The following is a 20616-nucleotide window of genomic DNA, read 5'->3' as shown; positions in this document are numbered from 1 at the left end:
TTAGAGCCCTTTCCAATCGTTCAGTACGATACCAAAGCCGATAGAGGTATTTTCATGATTATAATCAATGATCGACTCACCATATCCTTGGAATAGCTGAACCATACCATTAACATTCTCTGAGATAGGATAAATATAGTCGATTTGCGCAGCACCTTTATTGGTACCTGGATTGTAGCGCAAGGTACCGCTAATGCTCTGATCAGCTGGCAAGTCGTACAAGAATTTGATATCACCGTAGCCCATGTAGTCTTCGATATCTGGATTATCGTCATCGCTACTACTTTCATTATTTACTCGAGCCCATAGGCGCGGTATGACTGAGAGTCTGCCCCACTCTGCGCCCGCCATGAGGTAGGCACGATTCCATGAACGTGATAATGGATCATCTTGTCCATTCGAGTGATGGACAGTACCTGCGCCCAACATACGCAGACGTCCACCAAAAGGCAGATCTGCTGTCACAGGTTGGGTTAAGAATATTTCAGGTTGATAATCGGTAGCACGGAATGGACGTGAGTTGTCTTCGTTATAAACTTGCCAATGTGATTCTTGGGTATAGCCAAACCATAGGTCAGCACTGGTATCAAACAAATCTTCTGCGACTTTTGTTTTTAGGGATAATTGGAACTTTAACTCAGTTTCGCGTATGTCATTAGAATCAAAAGGATCTGTTTCTTGCGATGGTGTACTTGGATTTAAATTGGGATCGAAAGTATAAAATAATGGCAACAGATACGTCGGCCGATATGGTCTAACCGTCCAAGTACCACGCTCACTGTTTTTATCTAGGTCATAAGATAGACTGAGTGGCGAGAATTTTTCGATGTCTGTTTGAGTGACACCGACATTTTCTAAAATCTGTGCCTCGCTATTCGTTTCAGCATCTACTTCTACGTTACCATTTGCCTTCAATTTGTTAGCAGCTGTTTGCTGATTGGTCATTAAAATGGTATCTGCATCTTCAACTGTTGTCCCACTCATCGCCGTTTGAGACTCAGCCAATATCACTTTTGGATTACCTGAGACCGTACTTTGAAAGGTTTTTGCCAAATCAATTGGTTGTTTGGTTGAGGTATAGCTTGGTGTTTTACCTTGTTCAGCTACCTTATCAAAACAAGCGAGGCGAGCAGCACTAGACTGGACTTGCGTACATTCAGAAAATAGCTTGGCTTGCTGGGCAATAAATTCTTTGCTAATTATTTTGCCACTTTGTGTACCCACGTCAGAAGATATCGCACTGTTATCGAGACTCTGTGATAGGTCAAGATCCTCATATTCAAACGCAGCTTCAGGTGCTGGCAGTTCGTTATAAGTCTGAGAATCATCAGCAGCTTGTACTTGTATCGCGGTACAACTCAACGCAAGCGCAACTGCAATACGAAGAGGCATATGTGCATTCTGGTAAGACGGCTGTTGGTGACGCTGAGTAATGGTATGGGCAAACATAAGTGTCCTTTATCTAACTAGCATTAGCGCCAGCAGAGTATATGAGGTAATTAATATAGCCATTAGCGTTGTCGCTAAAATAGAATTGACTGAGCCTGTCAGCTAATCGCAGATATTAGGAGCGGAAAAAATGACAATTAGCGCCCCTGCTGCATTGTTTCCTTATTGTAATGAAAATATAAGCACGATACTAGCTTTATCGATAGTTAAAATAAGCGCCTATCAATATAATCGCTTATATAACAAATACTTAAGAAATATTCTATAGTATGAATTTAATGGCATCAAAAAAGCCAGCATACTTTTCTTAGTATACTGGCCTTCTTAATATTCTTAAGGATTTTCGAAATATCACACTGGTTTCTTAAGTGTTCATTATTAAATGTCAGTTGTTCAACGCCGATAATGTTTGCTCAAATTTTGAGCGACCAATTTCACCAACTTGCTGATTTACTAGCTGACCATCAATATAATACAGTAGCGCTGGTGGACCAAAGAGTTGGTAACGAGACAACACGGCTTTTGAGTCTGCCGTCGTTTCAGTGATATCGAGCTTCACTAGTTGCCAATCTTGCATTTGTGCTGGGCGATTATGAAACAGGTTCTTGTCCATAATGCGGCACTCAATACACCACTCTGCTGTCAGATCGACAATGACATTCGGATTGGCTGCGACAATGGCATCTAGCTCTGCAAGCGTCGTGATCGTCTTATCAGTGGTGCTATCACTATTCACTGGTTGACCAGATGTTGACTGTACCATCATCGGTGCTGCACCCAACGACGCTAATGGATGTAAGCTATCATCATTACCCAATGCAGCGCCGACTATTAGGCAAGCGGCCCAAATACCAGCGATAAGGCTCAATGCTTGGGTCAGCATACGACCTTTACCTAGCCAACTCCATGCCCATGTTGCCAAGACCATAAACCATAACGCCCACACCATCAGCATGACTGGCGATATAAACACGCGCTCAATCAATAGCAGTGCCACGGCAAACAGTAGTAAAGCAAAGCCTTGCTTGACCCAATTCATCCACTCGCCTGCCTTTGGCATAATCTTGCCTTGAGTAGCACCGATTAGGATAAGCGGCGCTGATAAACCAAAACCTAGCATGAATAAAGCGGCAAAGCCGAGCAACGGACTACCAATGGTAGAGACCGCCAATAATGCTCCAAATAATGGCGCAGAAACACAAGGTGACACGACTAACGCTGATAAAAACCCAGCGATCAAACTGCCGCCTGTACTACCAAGCTTACTGTCACCTGCTTGGCTTAAGCCTTGCATCTTTCGACTGATCGCTTGTGGTAATCGCACATTGAAAAGACCTAACATGTATAGTGCGAGAAGTATAAAAACAATAGCAAAGCTAATGAGAATAATTGGATTCTGCAGCCAACCAATAATACCTAAAGACTCACCGAATACTGCAATGACAGCGCCCAAAATACCATAAGCAGTCGCTACCCCAATCGCGTAACTGGTGGTCAAGATGACACCGCGTTTGACCGTTGGGTTTTGTTCGCGGGCTACGATATTGGCCACAATAGGCAGCATCGGTAGGACGCAAGGCGTCAAAGCTAAGCCTAAGCCTGCTAAAAATAATAGTACTAATGCCAACCAAGGGTGAGAGGCCAAACCAAAAGGATCACTATCAACGAAACTGTTGCTCAAGGTACTTTCGCTATTGGCCGTCTCGCCTGTTACGCTGCTATTTGCTGCAGAAATCGTATTCGTCGCTGCATTACTATCTAAAGAATCATACTCTACAGCGCTGTCATCAATGAGATCATAATCAATAGCACCATCGTCTGTCAGTGCTTGCGCCTCATCAGGCAAAGTATTATCAAGAGCTGTTGAGCTTGCTTCCTCTGGTGTCGCCGTAGCACTATTCTCTGAATCGGTCGAGCTCGCACTATCTGCTGATACCTGCGTCGATGCAGCTGCAATATCGACAGTCGTATTAATCTTTTCAGGTGGATAGCACAGTCCTGCTTTTGCACAGCCCTGCCAGCCGACGACGATAGCGGCACCATCTATACTCTTGCCACTATTGTTCGTCAGTGTGGTGGTAGCGACCATGTTGGCTTGATCAAATACCAGTACTTTGCCAAAAGTCGGGTCATCTATCGAGTACGGTGTTTGGCTAAAGGTAAAAGGTGCAGCCGTCACGCCAGCGGGTAGCGTAAGCTTAATTTGTTTTTTATAGACGTAATGTTCAGGAGTGATATCAAAATTAATAGATAACCGCGTACCCGATTTGACAGGGGTACTATCTGTACTTACCTGAAACGCTTGATCCACTGGCAAAAACTTTGACTTCGACGAGCTTTCACTACTACCGAAAAGGTCGCCTAACCCTGCAGCTTGTACCGTTGATATTGCTGATAAACCTGTCAACAATGAGCCACTAGCGATAGCAAGCGCTAAAATATGTGATTTTTTCGAATGGGTAGATACGCTAAATGATGAAGACTTTGGTGATGTCTTGATGGACATAAATGGCTACCTATTATTACCGATATTTTAATCAATCTGCTCGCTATTTATCTGCGTGTCGCAGCAATATCTATCTTGGTTTTGATTTTTTCTGGTGGATAGCATAGTCCAGCGGTTGCACACCCTTGCCAACCAATAATAATAGGCGCGTTTTTGGCTCCCTTACCATTACTGGTCGTCAGTGTCGTGGTTGCAATGACGCTTCTTTGTGTAAATACAGGAACCTGACCAAAGGTCGGATCATTGATTGATACTGGTGATTGATTAAAAGTGAACGGCGTAGCGTTTATTCCTTTAGGGAAGCTCAGCGTAAGCTTATCCTTATAGACATAATGCCCTGGTGTAATTTCAAAACTGATCGACAACCGCGTGCCTTTGGAAGTCGCTTTGGTATTACTGACCACCTGAAAGGCTTCATCCACTGGTAAGAACTTTGATTTTGACGAGGAACTATTTTTAAATAAGTCATTTAACCCTGCTGCCTGTACACTGATCGATGTCATTGACAGAACCGTTACTAATGAAGTGCTTGCAACGGTTAGAACCAATTTATAAAGGTTTTTAGAAAAGTATTTATTAGACTGTTGAATCGACATAGATGAGTACCTTTAATTGCAGTTTTCGATGACTGTTTTGGCGAGCGCTTAGATATATGTATAACACTGGTTATCAAACTTGTATTGAACAGCAGGCGATTTATCTACTAATAAAAAATATCAACCAATAAGGGAATATTGGTTGATATTTAAAAATTGTTGAAAGTGCATCAATGAATGAATATTTCATTCTACAAAGCTATATTAGTATCAGAATTTGTTCACTATACGTCTGTTATTAAGCTTTATAGCTGAGCATAAAGATCCGCATCTTGACCTTCACCACCTTGTTGACCATCAGCACCTAATGAAAACAAATCATAAGGACGCCCTTCACTACCTGGTGCAACATACTGCATCTCATTTTCCCAGCCATCGGTTGGATAGCCACCTTTAATATACCCACCTTCAGGATAGTTTTTTGCATCAGCTGGCGGTGTCGTAAGCGCCTCTAATCCTTGAGCGGTCGTCGGATAACGTGAATTATCAACCTTATACATATCTAGCGCATTTGAGACAGTGGCAAGCGCCGTTTCAGTTGTTTTAACACGGGCCTTATCACTTTGACCAACTACTTTTGGTACCACTAATCCAGCAAGAATAGCTAGGATCACAATAACGACCATAATCTCGATAAGAGTAAATCCTGCTTGACCAGACTTTTTTGTCGCACTGCGCTGCATAGCTGAAGAAGCACTCTTATGGTCAGTTACAATATTTGGATGGGATTGCGTATTTTGAATAGCACTTTTTGGCGTCATATTTACTTGGAATTTGTCAGTCATAGTCATCGCTTTGGTCATCACAGTTATGTAAATAGTAAAAGTGGCGTTCTATCATAGCTCTCATCAATGATATATCAATGAGCTCTGAAACTATGGTCACTATAAACCATGGTTTTATTTTTATCCAGCGCTGCGCCTAGTTTGAGTTTGCTATTTCAACCGAAGCTAAATATTGAATGGCACCAACTGTATGACTATTGATTCGTGCTTACTATAGCGCGGCGCTGGTGTTTGCCATAGCAAAAATAGCGTTCGTTCAACAATATACAACAGTAAGCAAACCTTAAGAAAGCTAGTCCAAGGCTTAGCAAGCAAGTTAGGTGATATGAATAGAGTAAAAGAGAACTAAATAGAGGTTTTGGAGATAGGAAGCTGTCTGTATGTGAATAGCATAATGAATCATAGGCTAGCGACTGAACCTAGCCTGCTAAATCGTTCATATTAACGATAGGTAGCATAACCGCCATTACAATAATCATAACTACTACGCCCATCAACACCAGCATTAAAGGCTCAAGTAATGATAATAAGGTGCTGATAAAATTGGTTGCTTCTGCCTCCTGCATATTGGCGGCACGGCTCAGCATATTTTCAAGCTCGCCTGAGTTTTCTCCGCTTTTTATCATCTGTACCATCATCGGTGGAAAGTAAGTAGATTTCTCTAGTTGACTAGACAAGCTGGAGCCTTCTGTGACCCTATCAGCCGCAGTAATAATCGTTTTTTGGATATGTAAATTGGTCGTGACCGCAGCCCCAATATGTAATGCCTCAATCAGTGGCACCCCTGATCGTACTAGTATCGCAAGGGTACTGGCAAACCGCGCGGCATTCAGACCTTTGGACAATCTAGCTAGTATCGGCAATCTAAGCACCACGCTATCGATAGTTAATTTACCTGCTTGCGTTTGGGCAAAACGGTAGAATAAAAATGCGGTACTTGCCAATACCAGTAATATTAACCACCACCACTGAGTAATGATATTCGATAGCGTGAGAACGATTTGAGTAATTAAAGGCAACGCTTGCTCAGACTGTTCAAAGACTTTGACAATTTTGGGCACAACGAAGCTCATCAGTCCCATAATTACCGCAATTGCCATTACCATCAGGACAATCGGATAGACCATGGCCCCTTGGATTTTCTTTTGGAGGGCAAAACGGTTTTCGGTGTAGTCTGCTAGTTGATTGAGGATAAGATCAAGGTGACCAGATTTTTCGCCTGCAGCAATCGTAGCGATATATAATGGTGGAAAGCTAGCGGCTTGTTGCAGAGCACGTGCTAAGCTGAGTCCTTCCAAAACATGTGAGCGTACCGCAAGCATCAGGGATTTTATATGAGTCTTTGGGGATTGCTTAGCAACCGCTGCCAAGGTTTCCTCAAGTGGGATACCCGCTGCCAATAATACAGATAGCTGACGTGTCAGCAATGCCAACTCGTATGCAGACGGTTTTTTGTAGCGATTTCTGCTCTGACTCTGTCTGTCATTGACCGGATTTACTTCAACTGGTGTCCATTGCTTATCACGCAGCTGCTGGCGAATTTGCCGCGCAGAATCCCCCTCTAGCAAGCCTTTTTGGACAACGCCATGGTCGTCAAGCGCTTTGAAATGATAGGCAGGCATGGCAACAGATATCCTAAGAAGCTTACAAGTAGACAGCTATAATTAATGACTTAATAGAAATTTATTAATTTGACATGTGACGCTTAGAAAAGTGGCGTTGAGTCGTTACTATCAGGCATCAAACCTTGTAATAATAAGACATCTAGATGCTGCTGCTGTAGCTTTTTATCAAAGTCATTAACCTCAGCGATTAGCATTCTTTCAATACGTTTATCACTCGCAAAAACACTCAAGCGCGCACAAATAACGGCCAACTGATAAATGCGTTTTTTGCAATAACCGTCAAGACCTTGTAATAATCTAACCATATGCGGGGTTTCAAGACTGGCGTAATCATAGTCAGCCACGACTTGCTGTCCAAGGGCTGTGACGCCATAAGTAATCGACAGATGGGCACAATAATAACAGCTGAATAAATAACCAACCACATGACCGATATAATAGCCTCGATCGTAGGTAAAGCTACTCACGCCAAAATGCCCAAGTACATAACTGTTGAGACTACCTTGGTCGCGAATTGGCTTGCCGTGCTTTAACTTACCGACCGTAGCAAAGCACAATGGATTGCGGCCATCTTGAGTCGTCAGTTGCCAACCGGCGGGTTGCTGCGCAGGCATATGACGCACGATATCTGCAATAATATCATCGACCACATGCAGCTGCTGCCAGAGTCTTTCGAGCGTATCCGTATCCATCAACCCACGTTTATCAAGCTGCTGCGCAAGTAAATACTGCTGATATTCTGCGAATTGCGGCTTCAGGGTTTGTACTAAATAAGTAGGACGCGTATTGGCAGATGCCATGTATAACAGTCGAGTACGCTCATGCTGAGCACGATAAAGTGCCACACGCTGCGTAGCGACATTGGTTTCTTGAGCCACAGGTTTTGCAGCTACAGTAAGACTATCGGATGACTCAGATATTACTGCTTCAGTTGCTACCGCCTCGGCATCTGATAAGGTAAACATCGTCAATAATGCCGCCTTATCAGGTGTCTCTACCGACTCATTTTTCGGCGCATCTTTGCTGACATGCGGGTTCTCTATAGCAGTGTTTTTATCAACATTACTTTCTGTTTTAGCAGTTGCAGCAACCTCTTGTTGGCCATTGCTTCCTGCATTTAGCTTTGCGGTCGGTTCAGTCATAACATACCATCAGCAGAGAAAATAAACATCGTCTTGATCCTTTTATATGCCTATCCTATAAGGACATATAACGCGCTACAACATCAACGCTTTTGTCTCGACGACTCATTAACCCATAGTACCTGAACACAGACTCATTGTCAGCTGCCCTTAACTAAAATAGCCATAGCAAGTTACCAAAGGTATTATAGATATGAGTGACTCAACGTTTATAAAGAATATGTATTCACAAATTAAAAAAAGCGCCAAGGACATATAAATGACCTTAGCGCTTCTTATTGAAATTCTACTTGAATAACTTAAATAAACAGCAACTAAAACTATGCAAGCTTGTTCTGTCGATACTGCTGACGGTATGCTTTTGGCGAAACACCATACACACGTTTAAATGCCTGACTAAAAGTCGAATCTGAGGCGTAGCCCACCATCTCGCTGATACGGCTAATACTATTTTGCTGTAAGCGTAAATAGCGTGCCGCCAATCGTAAGCGGTAATCGATCAGATAAGTCAGTGGCGGCATGCCAACAGTGTCTTTGAAACGCTGTGCAAAGCTGGAACGCGACATCCCTGCCACTTCGGCAAGCTGATGAATGGTCCAGCTCTCACCCGGTGCCCCATGCATTGCGGCTAACGCCTTAGTCAAAAATGGATCCTTCATGGCTTTGAGCCAGTTTTCTGTGGCTTCAGGCAAGCTTTCAATATACACGCGCAAACACTCAATCATCATGATGCTTGCCCAATGATTGATTACAGCCGTTTTGCCCATACGCTCACGCTCAGCTTCTAGTGTTAGCAGCTTTATCTCTACATCAATCACTTCAAACCGTCCGTCAGCAGCATCATTGAGCTCTGGCAATATCGGTGGCAGTACTGACAACAGAGGATTAATCATCTCTTTGTCGTATTTGCATTCGATCAGTATCAAAGAAGAATTGGGGTCGCCATCGCCATCGATATCAAGTGTACGCTCGGTGCAATTACTCAATAGTTCATCAAGCGACTCAGCAACATCGCCATGATGGTTGAGTGCATAACTCACATGCTTGTGTGCATTCGGAATCATGATCATATCGCCAGCGCGAGCTTCTCGTAGACCATTACCAACATCAATGCAAAAACCGCCAGACATTACCAAGTAAAATAAAATGGTGTCTTTTCTAGTAATAGAATAAGACCAATTGCCAGTGCCATTTAGACGATAATACTTAGTCTCAAATAAATGCACGTTTTGCAGCAATACACTCAGTGCGTCCATCAATCAATTCCTCAATAATGCAGATTAATAACGATTCATCTTAAAAAAATAATACTCTTAATAACAAGTTCTGTCGGTTTGCTCTATGCCAATACTTGCTCCAATAAATAATTTTTATTAAATACAATGGATGTGATAACACTTAAGCATAATGCATCATTTAAAACGTCATGTCTATTTACTTATTAGAATTACTAAACAATAATAGAGTAGACACAGTCACGCTAGGCCTTAAGGGAAAGCTACAGGAAATGTTGATAAGAATTTGGGGGATTATCTAGTATTGAAGGTGCTATCAAACTCAATCTATTTAATATTATAAAGATAATATAGAGATAAAATCGAATAGGCATAAAAAAATCGCCATCAAGGGCGAGTGCTATTACTGATATATTTTTAGATTAAGATATGATTTGTATGTAGATACATACAAAATAAAATATGGGGCGACTGATGGGACTCGAACCCACGACAACCGAGATCACAACCCGGGGCTCTACCAACTGAGCTACAACCGCCATAACTATTGCCAAAGAATAGGCAAGATTTGCAGGCTAAATGGTGCGCCTGGCAGGATTCGAACCTGCGGCCACCTCCTTAGAAGGGAGATGCTCTATCCAGCTGAGCTACAGGCGCTCTTAGAGGACTTTTATATACTAAGCTTACTTTACGATATATTTTACTATATCAGAAACTAAACCGTTATACATAAAAAAAAGCCTGTAAGGCTCTTAAAATAGATGGTCGGAGTGATAGGATTCGAACCTACGACCCTCTGGTCCCAAACCAGATGCGCTACCAAACTGCGCCACACTCCGAAATTCTCTATTATCACGATAGTTTGTTAATTAACTCGTTGTTGGCAATGCCGCTAACTTGTTAATGTTCCTCGCTATCGAGGTGCACATATTAAGGGGTAAAGGCGATTGTGTCAACACCTATTTTCGATTAATTTCAAATAATCGCTAATTTTTTTAAAATTACGTCAATTTCGCCAAAATAGTGACAATAAGGCCCTTTATCCATCAGTCATTCACGCTGTCATTGATAATGATATTAAGCTTTGTCCAAATGTGGCAGTACTTCACCGTTAAGTGTGCCTGTCAAAACATTAAACGGCATTAACCATAAATGGGCATCGGCTGACTCATTGTTTTTAATATTATCGCTACTGTCACTGTCATTACTACCATAATGAGTTTGCTGCTTGAGCACCACTGGCTGCCTATCACTACCTAGCACTGGGTAAACCAACCAGACCTGCCCCGCCAAGTAAGCTTGTGCATAGCTGGTCAATTGATAAGCGTCGCTCGCACTAATTGCAGCGGCATGCGGTAAATATTTCCACTTAATATCGATGACATGACTGTAGCGACCTTTGGTTTTATCTTTGGCTTTAGTTTGATGAGCTGCTATATCGTTCTGATTTTGACAATCATCAGAGACGGTTTCAAATATCAGCAAATCAGGCCGTATAGATAAGCACGCTAGTCCCTCAGCATCATTTAGCCAGACACTTTGGGTCTGATAAAAAGGACGGTAACTACTACTAATCTGTTGAAACATAGATGCAATACGCTGACTTGCCCATTGCTCAAAAGCTTGATTCATATCAATCAATAAACATAATCTTAGCTGAGAGCAGTTTTGTCTACTTGGATCAATACCATTACCTGTCGCAGCTGTCGTCTGTTTTAGTAACCAGTATGCTAGGTCTACTAACTGCTGCGCGGCATGCAGTTTTTGCTTTTGGAGTGGTTGAACGTCTAGCTGACGCTTCGCTTGAGCATATATTAACGCTATCTGCTGAATTTCGTGGTTGTTGAGCGTAGATACCTGCTGCCATGGCTGCAACAGTTTTGAAGAAATAAACTGGGGCAATAAAGGCATCAAGTAAACCAATGCACTCTTAATCAGCCGATTGGCCAACATGTCGTGACTTAATACGCTACTTTCACAGATAAACTTATGCGGTTGCATACTATTATGACGCAGTTGTTCTTTGATGAGCAATCGACCTTGCAGGGATGCCTGATTTTCAATCTGAGCCTGATAATGCTTGGTTGGTTGATAATCCATTAAACGCTGCAAAAACTGCTCAATCAGCCAATCTGATATAGGCAATACTTTTAACGGTAAAGGAGTGGACTGGGAACCAAACTGACCGAAATTTTTCGTATTAGGTAGCTTACGATTGTTATGCACATCAAGATGTATCAAATCCGATAGCATACCTTGTACCCAATGACGAGTCTGGACGATATTGCTAGTCTGATTAGACTGATTGAGCTTTGGCAATATCTCAAGCGTCATGCTACTGGGTAGCAGAATAATCCCAATGTAGTGCCCAACCTTAAGCTGCCACTGTCCTTGCTTACGCTTGATAGTAAATACTGCAAACTCTTGCGCTATGAGCCAATCGAAGTCAGACGCTTTCAAAAAATCATGCACGGACAAACGTTGATGCTCAAACACGGTGATAACGTTCATGGTAGCGACACTACTGTCAGGGATACGAGTCTGACGACTGTTTGCCCTAATAGCGTGTTGCTTGGTGTCATATAGATTATTCGTTATCACTGAACGGTCACCCTGCTAGTACAAACGCTGATAGATAGCAGCATTATTAAACTCACCATCCCTAGCAATCAGATCGGCATTGATAGTATAGCTATTCATACTCATAGACTGACCAAGAAAAGAACCCTGCCCTGCAAACATTTGGTGTTCAGTGGAAGCATTGTTTTGGTTGCCCATCGGATTATACAATTCGTCATTCATCAATGCTTGACTGTCCTGTACAAACTGCTTGCTCGTCGGTTGCTGCTCATCTCTAAAGATATACTGCAGCACCGTAATTTGGCCACCAGCTGCTTGAGCCAATTGAGGAATAATTTGTTCAACGAGAGCCGTTTGTAATTGCTCTAATTGAGTGACGACGAACAAAAACGCATGTCCCAACTGCGCTTCTACTCCCAGTGTCTGCACGATACGTCTATTCAAGCCTGTTAGTAATTTACTCAAATCTATCGTACCTGCTTCTAAGTTTTCAGACACGCTAGCATCAGTGTCATTACTATCGCGAATTGTCGATAGTAAATCAGGCTGCGGTGGACAGTCAATAAAACGAAAACGTCGACGTAACGCCATATCAAGTGGTGCTAAAGAATGGTCTTGGGTATTCATAGTGGCATAAATATCGACATTGGCAGGCACACTAAAAGCACGCCCAGAATACGCCAAACTCACTGTCATCGCATTTGGCTTGCCCGCTCGTTTATCAGGCTCTATCAAACTGAGAAGCTCGCCAAACACCCGTGACACGTTAGCACGGTTAATCTCATCAATCAGCATTGCATAACGCTGCTGAGGGTCACGGGCGGCGCGTTGGCATAGCTTCAGGAATGCTCCATCTTGCACCGCGTAACTCATTTGAGTTTGATTAAAAGGGTTGCTATTTGCTTGTGCAGCACCACTCATGACAGGCCGTATACCTTCTACAAACTCTTCATAACCGTAGGCTTGATGGAAGCTCACCATACTAAAACGTTGCTGACCGATGTTTTGATTTTGATGGGCTTGGTTGTCACGCTGTGCTTGCTGAAACTCTGCTAATTGCTGCGATAAATCTTCTAGTAGCACCATACTCTCTGGCAATAAATACCATGATCCACTATTGTCTTTATCAAAATAAGCTTGGCTAGCACGGTTATCAAAACTGACTGTTTGAGAGTTCGTAGGACTATGTCTGCGTAACTCTAACCAAGCTGTACTATCTAGATTTTTATCACGTGAGTTCTGAGCAGCTTTGGTCATAAAAAAAGGATGATCAATAATTTCTCGTACCTTTAACAAGTCCTGTTGTTCAGCACGTAAATCTAAAAATACCAAACATAATACTTCGCGCCAGCTTAGACCTTGCAGCAGCTGTGCTAATAAGTCTTCATTTTCAGTCTTGGGTAGATAGTCGGTATATTGCTTCGCAATTTGCAGCAATCTATAGGTTTTACCTGTACCAGCAACGCCCGTATAAATAATATTAGTCGGTTCATGAGCAGACATATCAGGCATAACGTTATCCAGCGGCATTGAAAACAGGTTTGAAATAGACATGCTAACATTTTGTCATTATAACGTGACTGTCTATTGGCATGGTAACTATAGTCAATCCTCTCTACATTAGATACGGTGTCCATCTCGCTTAGTCTACTATTTGTAGTACTGTCCCTCGGTTTCCTTGTATCCAAATTATATTGAACTGACTATACCAATCACTTAATAATACCAATGTCCAAATGTTGCTGATAGATAAGATGACTAGGCTGCTTTAAGTGGCGATCTAAACTCATGACATAACCTAGCAACATAGCCACGCTACTATAGTTTTGTAAGCGCAGCAGTTCATGCTAATAATAGTAGGAAGGCAATGGTTGATGTACCATAGTATTTGTAGCGACTTTCATTATCTATATTTTTGTCGCTATTATAAAAAGCCATGCTAAGAATGTCATTCAACTCATTTACGTTAAGGAATTTTGTATGTCAGGATTATTAAAAAAACTACCCGCCAAGTTGACCAATAAACTGCCAGCCAAAGTATCTGACAGCACAAAACCTTCAGTTGAGAAACCCAGTAGCACGCTAAAACCAATTAGTAATCAATTTACCAAACTGTTATCCGTCACCAAATATCTGCCTGCTGGTGCACGCTCAAGTATTCTATCTAAAGCCTTTGGCAAGGTCGTTCCCTATGTCGGCACGACCGGCATTTATTATGAGACGGTAGAACCAAACCAAGTCGTTGTTAGTTTAAACAACAATAAAGCCGTCCAAAACCATATCGGCTCTATCCATGCAGTCGCCATTACATTACTGGCAGAGACGGCAACTGGGTTTATTTTGGGTTTAAACTTGCCTTCTGATCGCATTCTGCTGATTAAATCTTACTCAGTAAATTTCCATCGTCCAATCAAAAAAGGTCAAATTGCTGCTGTGGCAAGCTTGTCTGATGAACAACGTTTGAATATCCTAAACACGCCCAAAGGTGAGATGATTATTCCTTGTGTCATCAAAGATCGTGAGTCTGATAGTGACCGTGATCCCATTGTTGTTGAGATGACCTGGGCATGGATACCAAAAGCAGAGCTAGAGGCACGCCGCCAAGGTAAAGCGTCTGAAAAAGACGCAGAAGATGACACTAAAACCGAGGCACCAATCGAAGAAAGCGATGCTTCATCTACTCAAAATAATAGTGCTGATAAGTAGTTAATAAAAATTGATAACAAACCCAATGAGGAAACAGTATGTCCAAACTTAGCACTTGCCTATCTACGCTAGCGCTAGCCACTCTGTGCTCATTGGGTTTTGTTCATAGCGCTAGTGCTAATACGACGACAGCTGTTAGCATTGCTAAATCTAGCCCTACTTTCTTGGGAGATGGCGGTACTTATCCTTTTTCAGAAGCTGTACGCGTGGGCAATACATTGTATATGTCGGGACAAATTGGCTTTAAAGATGGCAAACTGGTCAAAGGCGGTATCAAAGCTGAAACCAAACAAGTGCTCGATAACATCCATATCACGCTATTAAAATATGGCTACCGTAAGTCTGATATCGTTAAATGTATGGTCATGCTGACTGATATGGATGACTTTGATGATTTTAATAAGGTCTACAAGGCTGAGATGATAAAGCCTTATCCTGTACGCTCAGCCTTTGGCGTATCAGAACTGGCTGCTGGAGCAAGCGTTGAGATTGAGTGTATGACTGCAAAATAATAGCGGCTAAAAACTCTAAAGCTCCACAATTAGAAAAACGTTAAAACTAAAACAACTGGCTATCCACGCCAGTTGTTTTTGTCTGATACACCAATATCTAGTCTGCAAATTTATACCAGTATCGTGTCATCCGTTAAGGCGCTCTCTTTCGTCACTCGCAGCACTTCTTCCAATGTCGTGCGCCCTTCTATGACCTTACGCAAACCATCTGCACGAATCGATGGGGTCTGCTGACGCGCATATTCTTCTAGCTCATATTCAGCCGTATTGCTATGAATCATACGGCGCAATGTGTCGTCGATTGGCACGACCTCATATATAGCGGTACGGCCTTTAAACCCTGACTGATTACATTTATCGCAGCCAACTGGCTTGGGCAAACGAATCGACTCACTTGCTATATCTTTGGCATCACTTTTCAGTGTTGAGCCAATACCAATTTCGGTAAACAGCTTGGCTTGCTCGGTATCGGCAGCCTGCCAGCTTTGACAATGTGAGCATAAAGTACGTACCAAACGTTGCGCTACTACGCCAATAAGCGACGACGACAACAGAAACGGCTCAACACCCATGTCCTGTAAGCGAGTGACCGCGCCAATAGCGGTGTTGGTATGCAGCGTCGATAGTACCAAATGCCCTGTCAAAGACGCCTGTACGGCAATCTCTGCTGTCTCTAAATCACGAATTTCACCAACCATCACTACATCGGGATCTTGACGGAGCATTGCACGCAAACTTTTAGCAAATGTCATGTCTACTTTATTATTGACCTGCGTCTGCCCGATACCATCAAGCTGAAACTCAATCGGATCTTCAGCGGTCAAAATATTGCGAGTTTGATCATTTAAATCGGTCAATGCAGAATATAGCGTCGTGGTTTTACCCGAGCCAGTCGGCCCTGTCACCAAAATAATGCCATGCGGACGATGGATTAAGCGCTTTAGCTCAGTATAGTCATTATCAGACAACCCCAAATACGTCATATTCAAACGACCAGCTTGCTTGTCTAATAGACGCATTACCACACGCTCACCAAAGCTCGATGGCAAAGTCGATACACGCACATCGACCTCTCGCCCTGCCAGTCTTAAACTGATACGACCATCTTGCGGCACTCTCTTTTCGGCGATATCCAATTTAGCCATCACTTTAATACGCGAGACTAGCAGTGGAGCCAATTGGCGTTTTGGTGTGATGATTTCTTTTAGCTCACCATCGACTCGGAAACGGACAACCAAACGCTTTTCAAAGGTCTCAATATGAATATCTGAAGCACTTAAACGAATGGCTTCGGACAATAAGGCGTTGATCAAACGAATGATAGGCGCATCGTCTTGTTGATCCATCAAGTCTTCAGTTTCAGGGACGCTATCTGCCAAGCTATCGAGATCAGGATGGTCCTCAAGTCCAGCAGCAATATGCTGAGACTCTCCTGTATTGCCAGCATAAGCTGCGTTCATACGTTTTTCAAAATCGTCCGTGCTGACACTTTCGTAAGTGGGTACACCGCGAATGCCTTGCTGCTGTAAAAACCGTACCGCTTCGTTGATCGCTGACAACGGAGTAGCTTTGGTGAGTACCAATGTCGGCGGTAATTCAGGATCTATCGTAAGTATGGCCAAAATCTGATGGCGTTTCGCAAAGCTGTATGGCAACTGCATCATAAAGACGGCCCAATAAGTGAGGAGAAGGTAAGAAGTACGCACGCCAAGACATGATGGATGCCTTGTCCTTAACAGTTCGAATCAAAAAAGACTGCCAGTAAGGTTGCATGAGTTTGTTATAATAGCATTTTGTTTTAGACGGGTATTATTTTATCTGACTGGCGCTTTATACCTATTGCCTAGCACATATTATTACTATCAGAGTTAGCATATCATGCGATTTTTTGCAGACCGCTTGCCATTGTCTATTACAACTTTTAGATTGCTTAAATTACCCATCATATTTTGTCTATCCCTTCTCCCGCTCGATATTAGGATTTTCCGTTATGTCAGAGAACGTTAGCACTACTCATCCAACACCACTTTTACAGGATACCTTTACTGTCGGTAGCCGTACCTTTTCTTCGCGCCTGCTGGTTGGTACTGGCAAGTATAAAGACATGACAGAGACTGGAGAAGCTATTGCCGCTTCAGCAGCCGAAATCGTGACCGTTGCTATTCGCCGTGTCAATATTGGACAAAATAGTGATGAGCCTAACTTATTAGATGTGATTTCACCTGATAAATATACGATATTACCGAATACTGCTGGCTGCTTTGATGCCGAAACAGCCATTCGCACTTGTAAGCTTGCTCGCGAGTTATTGGGTGGACATAATTTGGTTAAGCTTGAGGTATTGGGAGATGAAAAAACCCTATATCCAAACGTTATGGAAACCTTAAAAGCCGCCAAAGTATTGATCGATGATGGCTTTGAGGTGATGGTTTATACGTCAGATGACCCTATCGTCGCACAAGAATTAGAAAGCATGGGCTGTGTCGCCATTATGCCGCTTGGCAGCTTGATTGGTTCAGGACTTGGTCTACTCAATCGTCATACACTTAGCTTAATAATCGAAAACGCTAAAGTGCCCGTATTGGTTGATGCTGGTGTCGGCACTGCGTCTGATGCTGCACTTGCAATGGAGCTTGGCTGTGATGGCGTACTGATGAACTCAGCCATTGCCAATGCACAAAACCCGGTAATGATGGCACACGCAATGAAACATGCTATGTGGGCAGGCCGCGCTGCGTTTTTGGCAGGTCGTATGCCTATGCGTAAGATGGCTACTGCCAGCTCACCACAGACTGGGTATTTCTTTCAATAAATTGAAGTATAGATGACATGTCATAATAGAGCGTGTTGAGTATTTACGTATAGTGCTGTCAGTGCTATGGTTGATGGCTTAACACGCTCTATAAAATAATAAAAAATGTTATTTGATTGAGTATCTACTCATTATAATTTTCACATAACACTTATCGTCATAAAAGGATTTATTATGCGACTTCTCACAGCAGTCGACCAGTTGTTTTTACTTCTTGAGTCGCGTAAACAGCCCATGCACGTTGGTGGCTTATTCTTGTTTGAATTGCCAGATGATGCAGGGAGCGATTTTGTCTATCAACTGGTCAAGCAGATGCAAGACTCTGATGTGCCGCCAAGCTTTCCATTTAACCAAGTGCTTGAACATTTGATGTTTTGGAAAAAAGACAAAAACTTCGATGTCGAACATCATTTCCATCATGTCGCATTGCCAAAACCTGCGCGTGCTCGTGAGCTATTGATGTACGTTTCACGAGAGCATGGACGTCTGTTGGACCGTGCCATGCCGCTGTGGGAGTGTCATGTGGTTGAGGGTATTGAACCCGAAACCGAGGGCAGCCCTGAGCGTTTTGCGTTGTACTTTAAGATTCACCATTCATTGGTAGATGGCATCGCTGCGATGCGTTTGGTACAAAAGTCGCTATCGCAATCAGCGACAGAACCCGTAACCTTGCCAGTGTGGTCGTTGATGGCGCGCCATCGCAACCATGTCAACGCTATCTTGCCAGCTGAAAGATCGGTCAAACGCATCATTAAAGAGCAAATCTCTACCATCAAACCTGTATTCACAGAGCTGCTAGACAACCTTAAAAACTATAGCGATGAAGGCTATGTCGGCACTTTTGATGCACCTATGAGCATTTTGAACAAGCGCATTTCAGCCTCACGGCGTATAGCCGCACAGTCTTATGACATCAAACGCTTTAATGATATCGCAGAGAGATTGAATATCAGCAAAAATGATGTGGTACTCGCCGTCTGTTCTGGTGCCCTTCGTCGCTATTTAATCTCGATGGACGCCCTGCCGAGCAAACCATTGATTGCCTTTGTGCCGATGTCGCTACGTACAGATAAGAGCGTCTCGGGCAATCAGCTGTCATTTGTATTGGCAAATTTGGGTACCCACTTAGACAATCCTTTACGCAGAATAGAATTGATTCATCGCAGTATGAATAACGGCAAACGTCGCTTTCGCCGCATGAATCAAGCGCAGGTTATCAACTATAGTGTGATTGCCTATGCGTGGGAGGGTATCAATCTAGCGACAGGGTTATTCCCCAAAAAGCAGGCCTTTAACCTAATTATTTCTAACGTTCCTGGCTCTGAAAAGCCACTGTACTGGAACGGCGCACGTCTGCAATCGTTGTACCCCGCTTCTATTGTCTTTAATGGTCAAGCGATGAATATCACTTTAGCCAGTTATCTAGATAAGATTGAGTTTGGTATTACCGCTTGTAGCAAGGCGCTGCCTCGCGTACAAGATATGCTGATGCTCATAGAAGAAGAGTTGCAGTTGCTAGAAACTACCAGTAAGGAATTAGCATTCAAAGGTATTACCGTTGAAGATAAAAATGACAATAAGGGTAATAATCAAACAAAAAAGCTGGCTCCATAACGGAACCAGCTTTTTTCATTCATACTCAATCTAGATATTAACTATATCTAGGCGCTAAACGTTAATAGCATTAAGGTTAACGTTTAAATTGCGTCACCCCAGATTGGGACAACTGTTTGCATCAACGGCTTAAGCAATTTCACATTACAAGCGAAGATAGAGCCTGATGTCATAGAGTTGTGCGCGCCAGTATGATCAACCACTACACCGCGTGCTTCAGTTACGATAAGCTCGCCCGCAGCGATGTCCCAAGGCTTGATAGACATCTCAAAATAACCGTCAAAACGACCAGCGGCAACATAGCACAAATCAAGCGCAGCGGAACCCATACGACGTACCTGACCACCTGCCTCAGATATCTTCTGTAAGCTCTCAAAGTGTTGTTTAGCATAAGAGATAACTTCGCCATTGCGCTTACGCTCAAGCGGATGACCGGTTGTAAAGAAACCGCCATCAATGGTTTTGCGTTCGCTCACTTGCATACGGCGATTGTTCAAGCGCGCGCCTTTACCGCGGCTCGCTGAGAACATCTCATCACGTACTGGGTCATAAACCACACCGTGTTGGGTGACACCTTTATGCTGTACAGCGATAGATACGCAGAACTGCGGTACACCGTGGACGAAGTTCTTAGTGCCGTCTAGTGGATCGATAATCCAGCACCAGTCAGCATCTTCGCCGCGACCTTCTTGCATACCAAACTCTTCACCCAAAAATGAATGATTAGGATAGCTGGCTTTTAGCGTCTCAATCGTGAGCTCTTCGCTAAAGCGATCAATGCGGGTAACCAGACCATCAAGTCCTTTAGACTCGATATCTAACTCGATTTTGTGGCGGTTTTGATGCGCATATAAAATCTCTTTACCAACTTTTTCAGCAGTACGCGCTGCGATGACGACCATGGGTTCCATAAATAACCTATTTGCTTGATGAATGAATATAAAAAATAAGACTAACTCTGTGCCCACAACATGCCAAACAGCCGCCGCATCACACCACATCTATGCGATTAAAAACGTGTCTCTTATAAACGGAAACTTATAAAAGACACCCG

At 43.0% G+C, this 20616-nt stretch carries 15 protein-coding genes and 3 tRNA genes; 4 read left to right on the top strand and 14 right to left on the bottom strand.

Annotated elements, in window-relative coordinates; translation table 11 throughout:
- From I3249_RS08775 to I3249_RS08720, 12 genes are all read right to left on the bottom strand, one after another.
- Window positions 1–1449, bottom strand: a complete 1449-nt coding sequence (locus I3249_RS08775) for a phospholipase A (protein ID WP_238069575.1) — start codon at window positions 1447–1449, stop codon at window positions 1–3.
- A 385-nt stretch (window positions 1450–1834) separates the two neighbouring features.
- Window positions 1835–3955, bottom strand: a complete 2121-nt coding sequence (gene dsbD, locus I3249_RS08770; RefSeq protein ID WP_238069574.1) for a protein-disulfide reductase DsbD — start codon at window positions 3953–3955, stop codon at window positions 1835–1837.
- Between the two features lie 47 nt (window positions 3956–4002).
- The gene (locus I3249_RS08765; protein WP_238069572.1) at window positions 4003–4551 is read right to left on the bottom strand and encodes a protein-disulfide reductase DsbD N-terminal domain-containing protein; all 549 of its coding nucleotides are present in this window, start codon (window positions 4549–4551) and stop codon (window positions 4003–4005) included.
- A 245-nt stretch (window positions 4552–4796) separates the two neighbouring features.
- Window positions 4797–5234, bottom strand: coding sequence for a type II secretion system major pseudopilin GspG (gspG, locus tag I3249_RS08760; RefSeq protein WP_102094728.1), 438 nt, complete (start codon window positions 5232–5234; stop codon window positions 4797–4799).
- Window positions 5235–5755: 521 nt separating this feature from the next.
- A complete protein-coding gene (gene gspF / locus I3249_RS08755) occupies window positions 5756–6958 on the bottom strand; it encodes a type II secretion system inner membrane protein GspF (RefSeq protein ID WP_238069571.1) in 1203 nt (400 codons plus the stop codon).
- Window positions 6959–7041: 83 nt separating this feature from the next.
- Entirely contained in the window at window positions 7042–8103 is a 1062-nt protein-coding gene (locus tag I3249_RS08750) for a hypothetical protein (RefSeq protein WP_238069570.1), read from the bottom strand.
- A 320-nt stretch (window positions 8104–8423) separates the two neighbouring features.
- On the bottom strand, window positions 8424–9359 hold the full coding sequence (locus I3249_RS08745; RefSeq protein ID WP_238069569.1) for an AraC family transcriptional regulator: 936 nt from the start codon (window positions 9357–9359) through the stop codon (window positions 8424–8426).
- 442 nt (window positions 9360–9801) lie between these two features.
- A tRNA-His gene (locus I3249_RS08740) sits at window positions 9802–9877 on the bottom strand.
- A gap of 41 nt (window positions 9878–9918) precedes the next feature.
- Window positions 9919–9995: transfer RNA gene (locus tag I3249_RS08735), tRNA-Arg, on the bottom strand.
- 105 nt (window positions 9996–10100) lie between these two features.
- Window positions 10101–10177 (bottom strand) — tRNA-Pro (locus tag I3249_RS08730).
- Between the two features lie 238 nt (window positions 10178–10415).
- Window positions 10416–11939, bottom strand: coding sequence for an McrC family protein (locus tag I3249_RS08725; RefSeq protein ID WP_238069568.1), 1524 nt, complete (start codon window positions 11937–11939; stop codon window positions 10416–10418).
- 15 nt (window positions 11940–11954) lie between these two features.
- Window positions 11955–13472, bottom strand: a complete 1518-nt coding sequence (locus tag I3249_RS08720; RefSeq protein WP_238069567.1) for an AAA family ATPase — start codon at window positions 13470–13472, stop codon at window positions 11955–11957.
- A 426-nt stretch (window positions 13473–13898) separates the two neighbouring features.
- Here I3249_RS08720 and I3249_RS08715 point away from each other — a divergent pair, with 426 nt between their 5' ends.
- Window positions 13899–14624 carry a DUF4442 domain-containing protein gene (locus I3249_RS08715; protein ID WP_238069566.1) on the top strand — a complete coding sequence of 242 codons (726 nt, stop codon included), beginning with the start codon at window positions 13899–13901 and terminating at the stop codon, window positions 14622–14624.
- 38 nt (window positions 14625–14662) lie between these two features.
- Complete coding sequence (locus I3249_RS08710; protein WP_238069565.1) at window positions 14663–15136, top strand: RidA family protein; 474 nt, start codon at window positions 14663–14665, stop codon at window positions 15134–15136.
- 110 nt (window positions 15137–15246) lie between these two features.
- Here the strand turns inward: I3249_RS08710 and gspE are convergent, their stop codons facing one another.
- Entirely contained in the window at window positions 15247–16800 is a 1554-nt protein-coding gene (gene gspE, locus I3249_RS08705) for a type II secretion system ATPase GspE (protein WP_238069564.1), read from the bottom strand.
- A 326-nt stretch (window positions 16801–17126) separates the two neighbouring features.
- Between gspE and I3249_RS08700 the strand changes: the two genes are divergently transcribed.
- Together I3249_RS08700 and I3249_RS08695 are read left to right on the top strand one after the other, a co-directional pair.
- On the top strand, window positions 17127–17948 hold the full coding sequence (locus I3249_RS08700) for a thiazole synthase (protein WP_101205496.1): 822 nt from the start codon (window positions 17127–17129) through the stop codon (window positions 17946–17948).
- A 174-nt stretch (window positions 17949–18122) separates the two neighbouring features.
- Window positions 18123–19562 (top strand): wax ester/triacylglycerol synthase family O-acyltransferase, encoded by a 1440-nt coding sequence (locus I3249_RS08695; protein WP_201578852.1) that lies wholly within the window; start codon window positions 18123–18125, stop codon window positions 19560–19562.
- An 83-nt stretch (window positions 19563–19645) separates the two neighbouring features.
- On the opposite strand, the gene I3249_RS08690 is transcribed toward I3249_RS08695, so the two are convergent.
- Window positions 19646–20473 carry an inositol monophosphatase family protein gene (locus I3249_RS08690; protein WP_057758174.1) on the bottom strand — a complete coding sequence of 276 codons (828 nt, stop codon included), beginning with the start codon at window positions 20471–20473 and terminating at the stop codon, window positions 19646–19648.
- Window positions 20474–20616 lie beyond the last annotated feature (143 nt).

The sequence above is a fragment of the Psychrobacter sp. Ps1 genome (genome assembly GCF_022129425.1).
Classification (GTDB): Bacteria; Pseudomonadota; Gammaproteobacteria; order Pseudomonadales; family Moraxellaceae; genus Psychrobacter.
The sequence above is the reverse complement of the archived record's forward strand: the minus strand, read 5'-3'. Positions and strand labels throughout refer to the sequence as shown.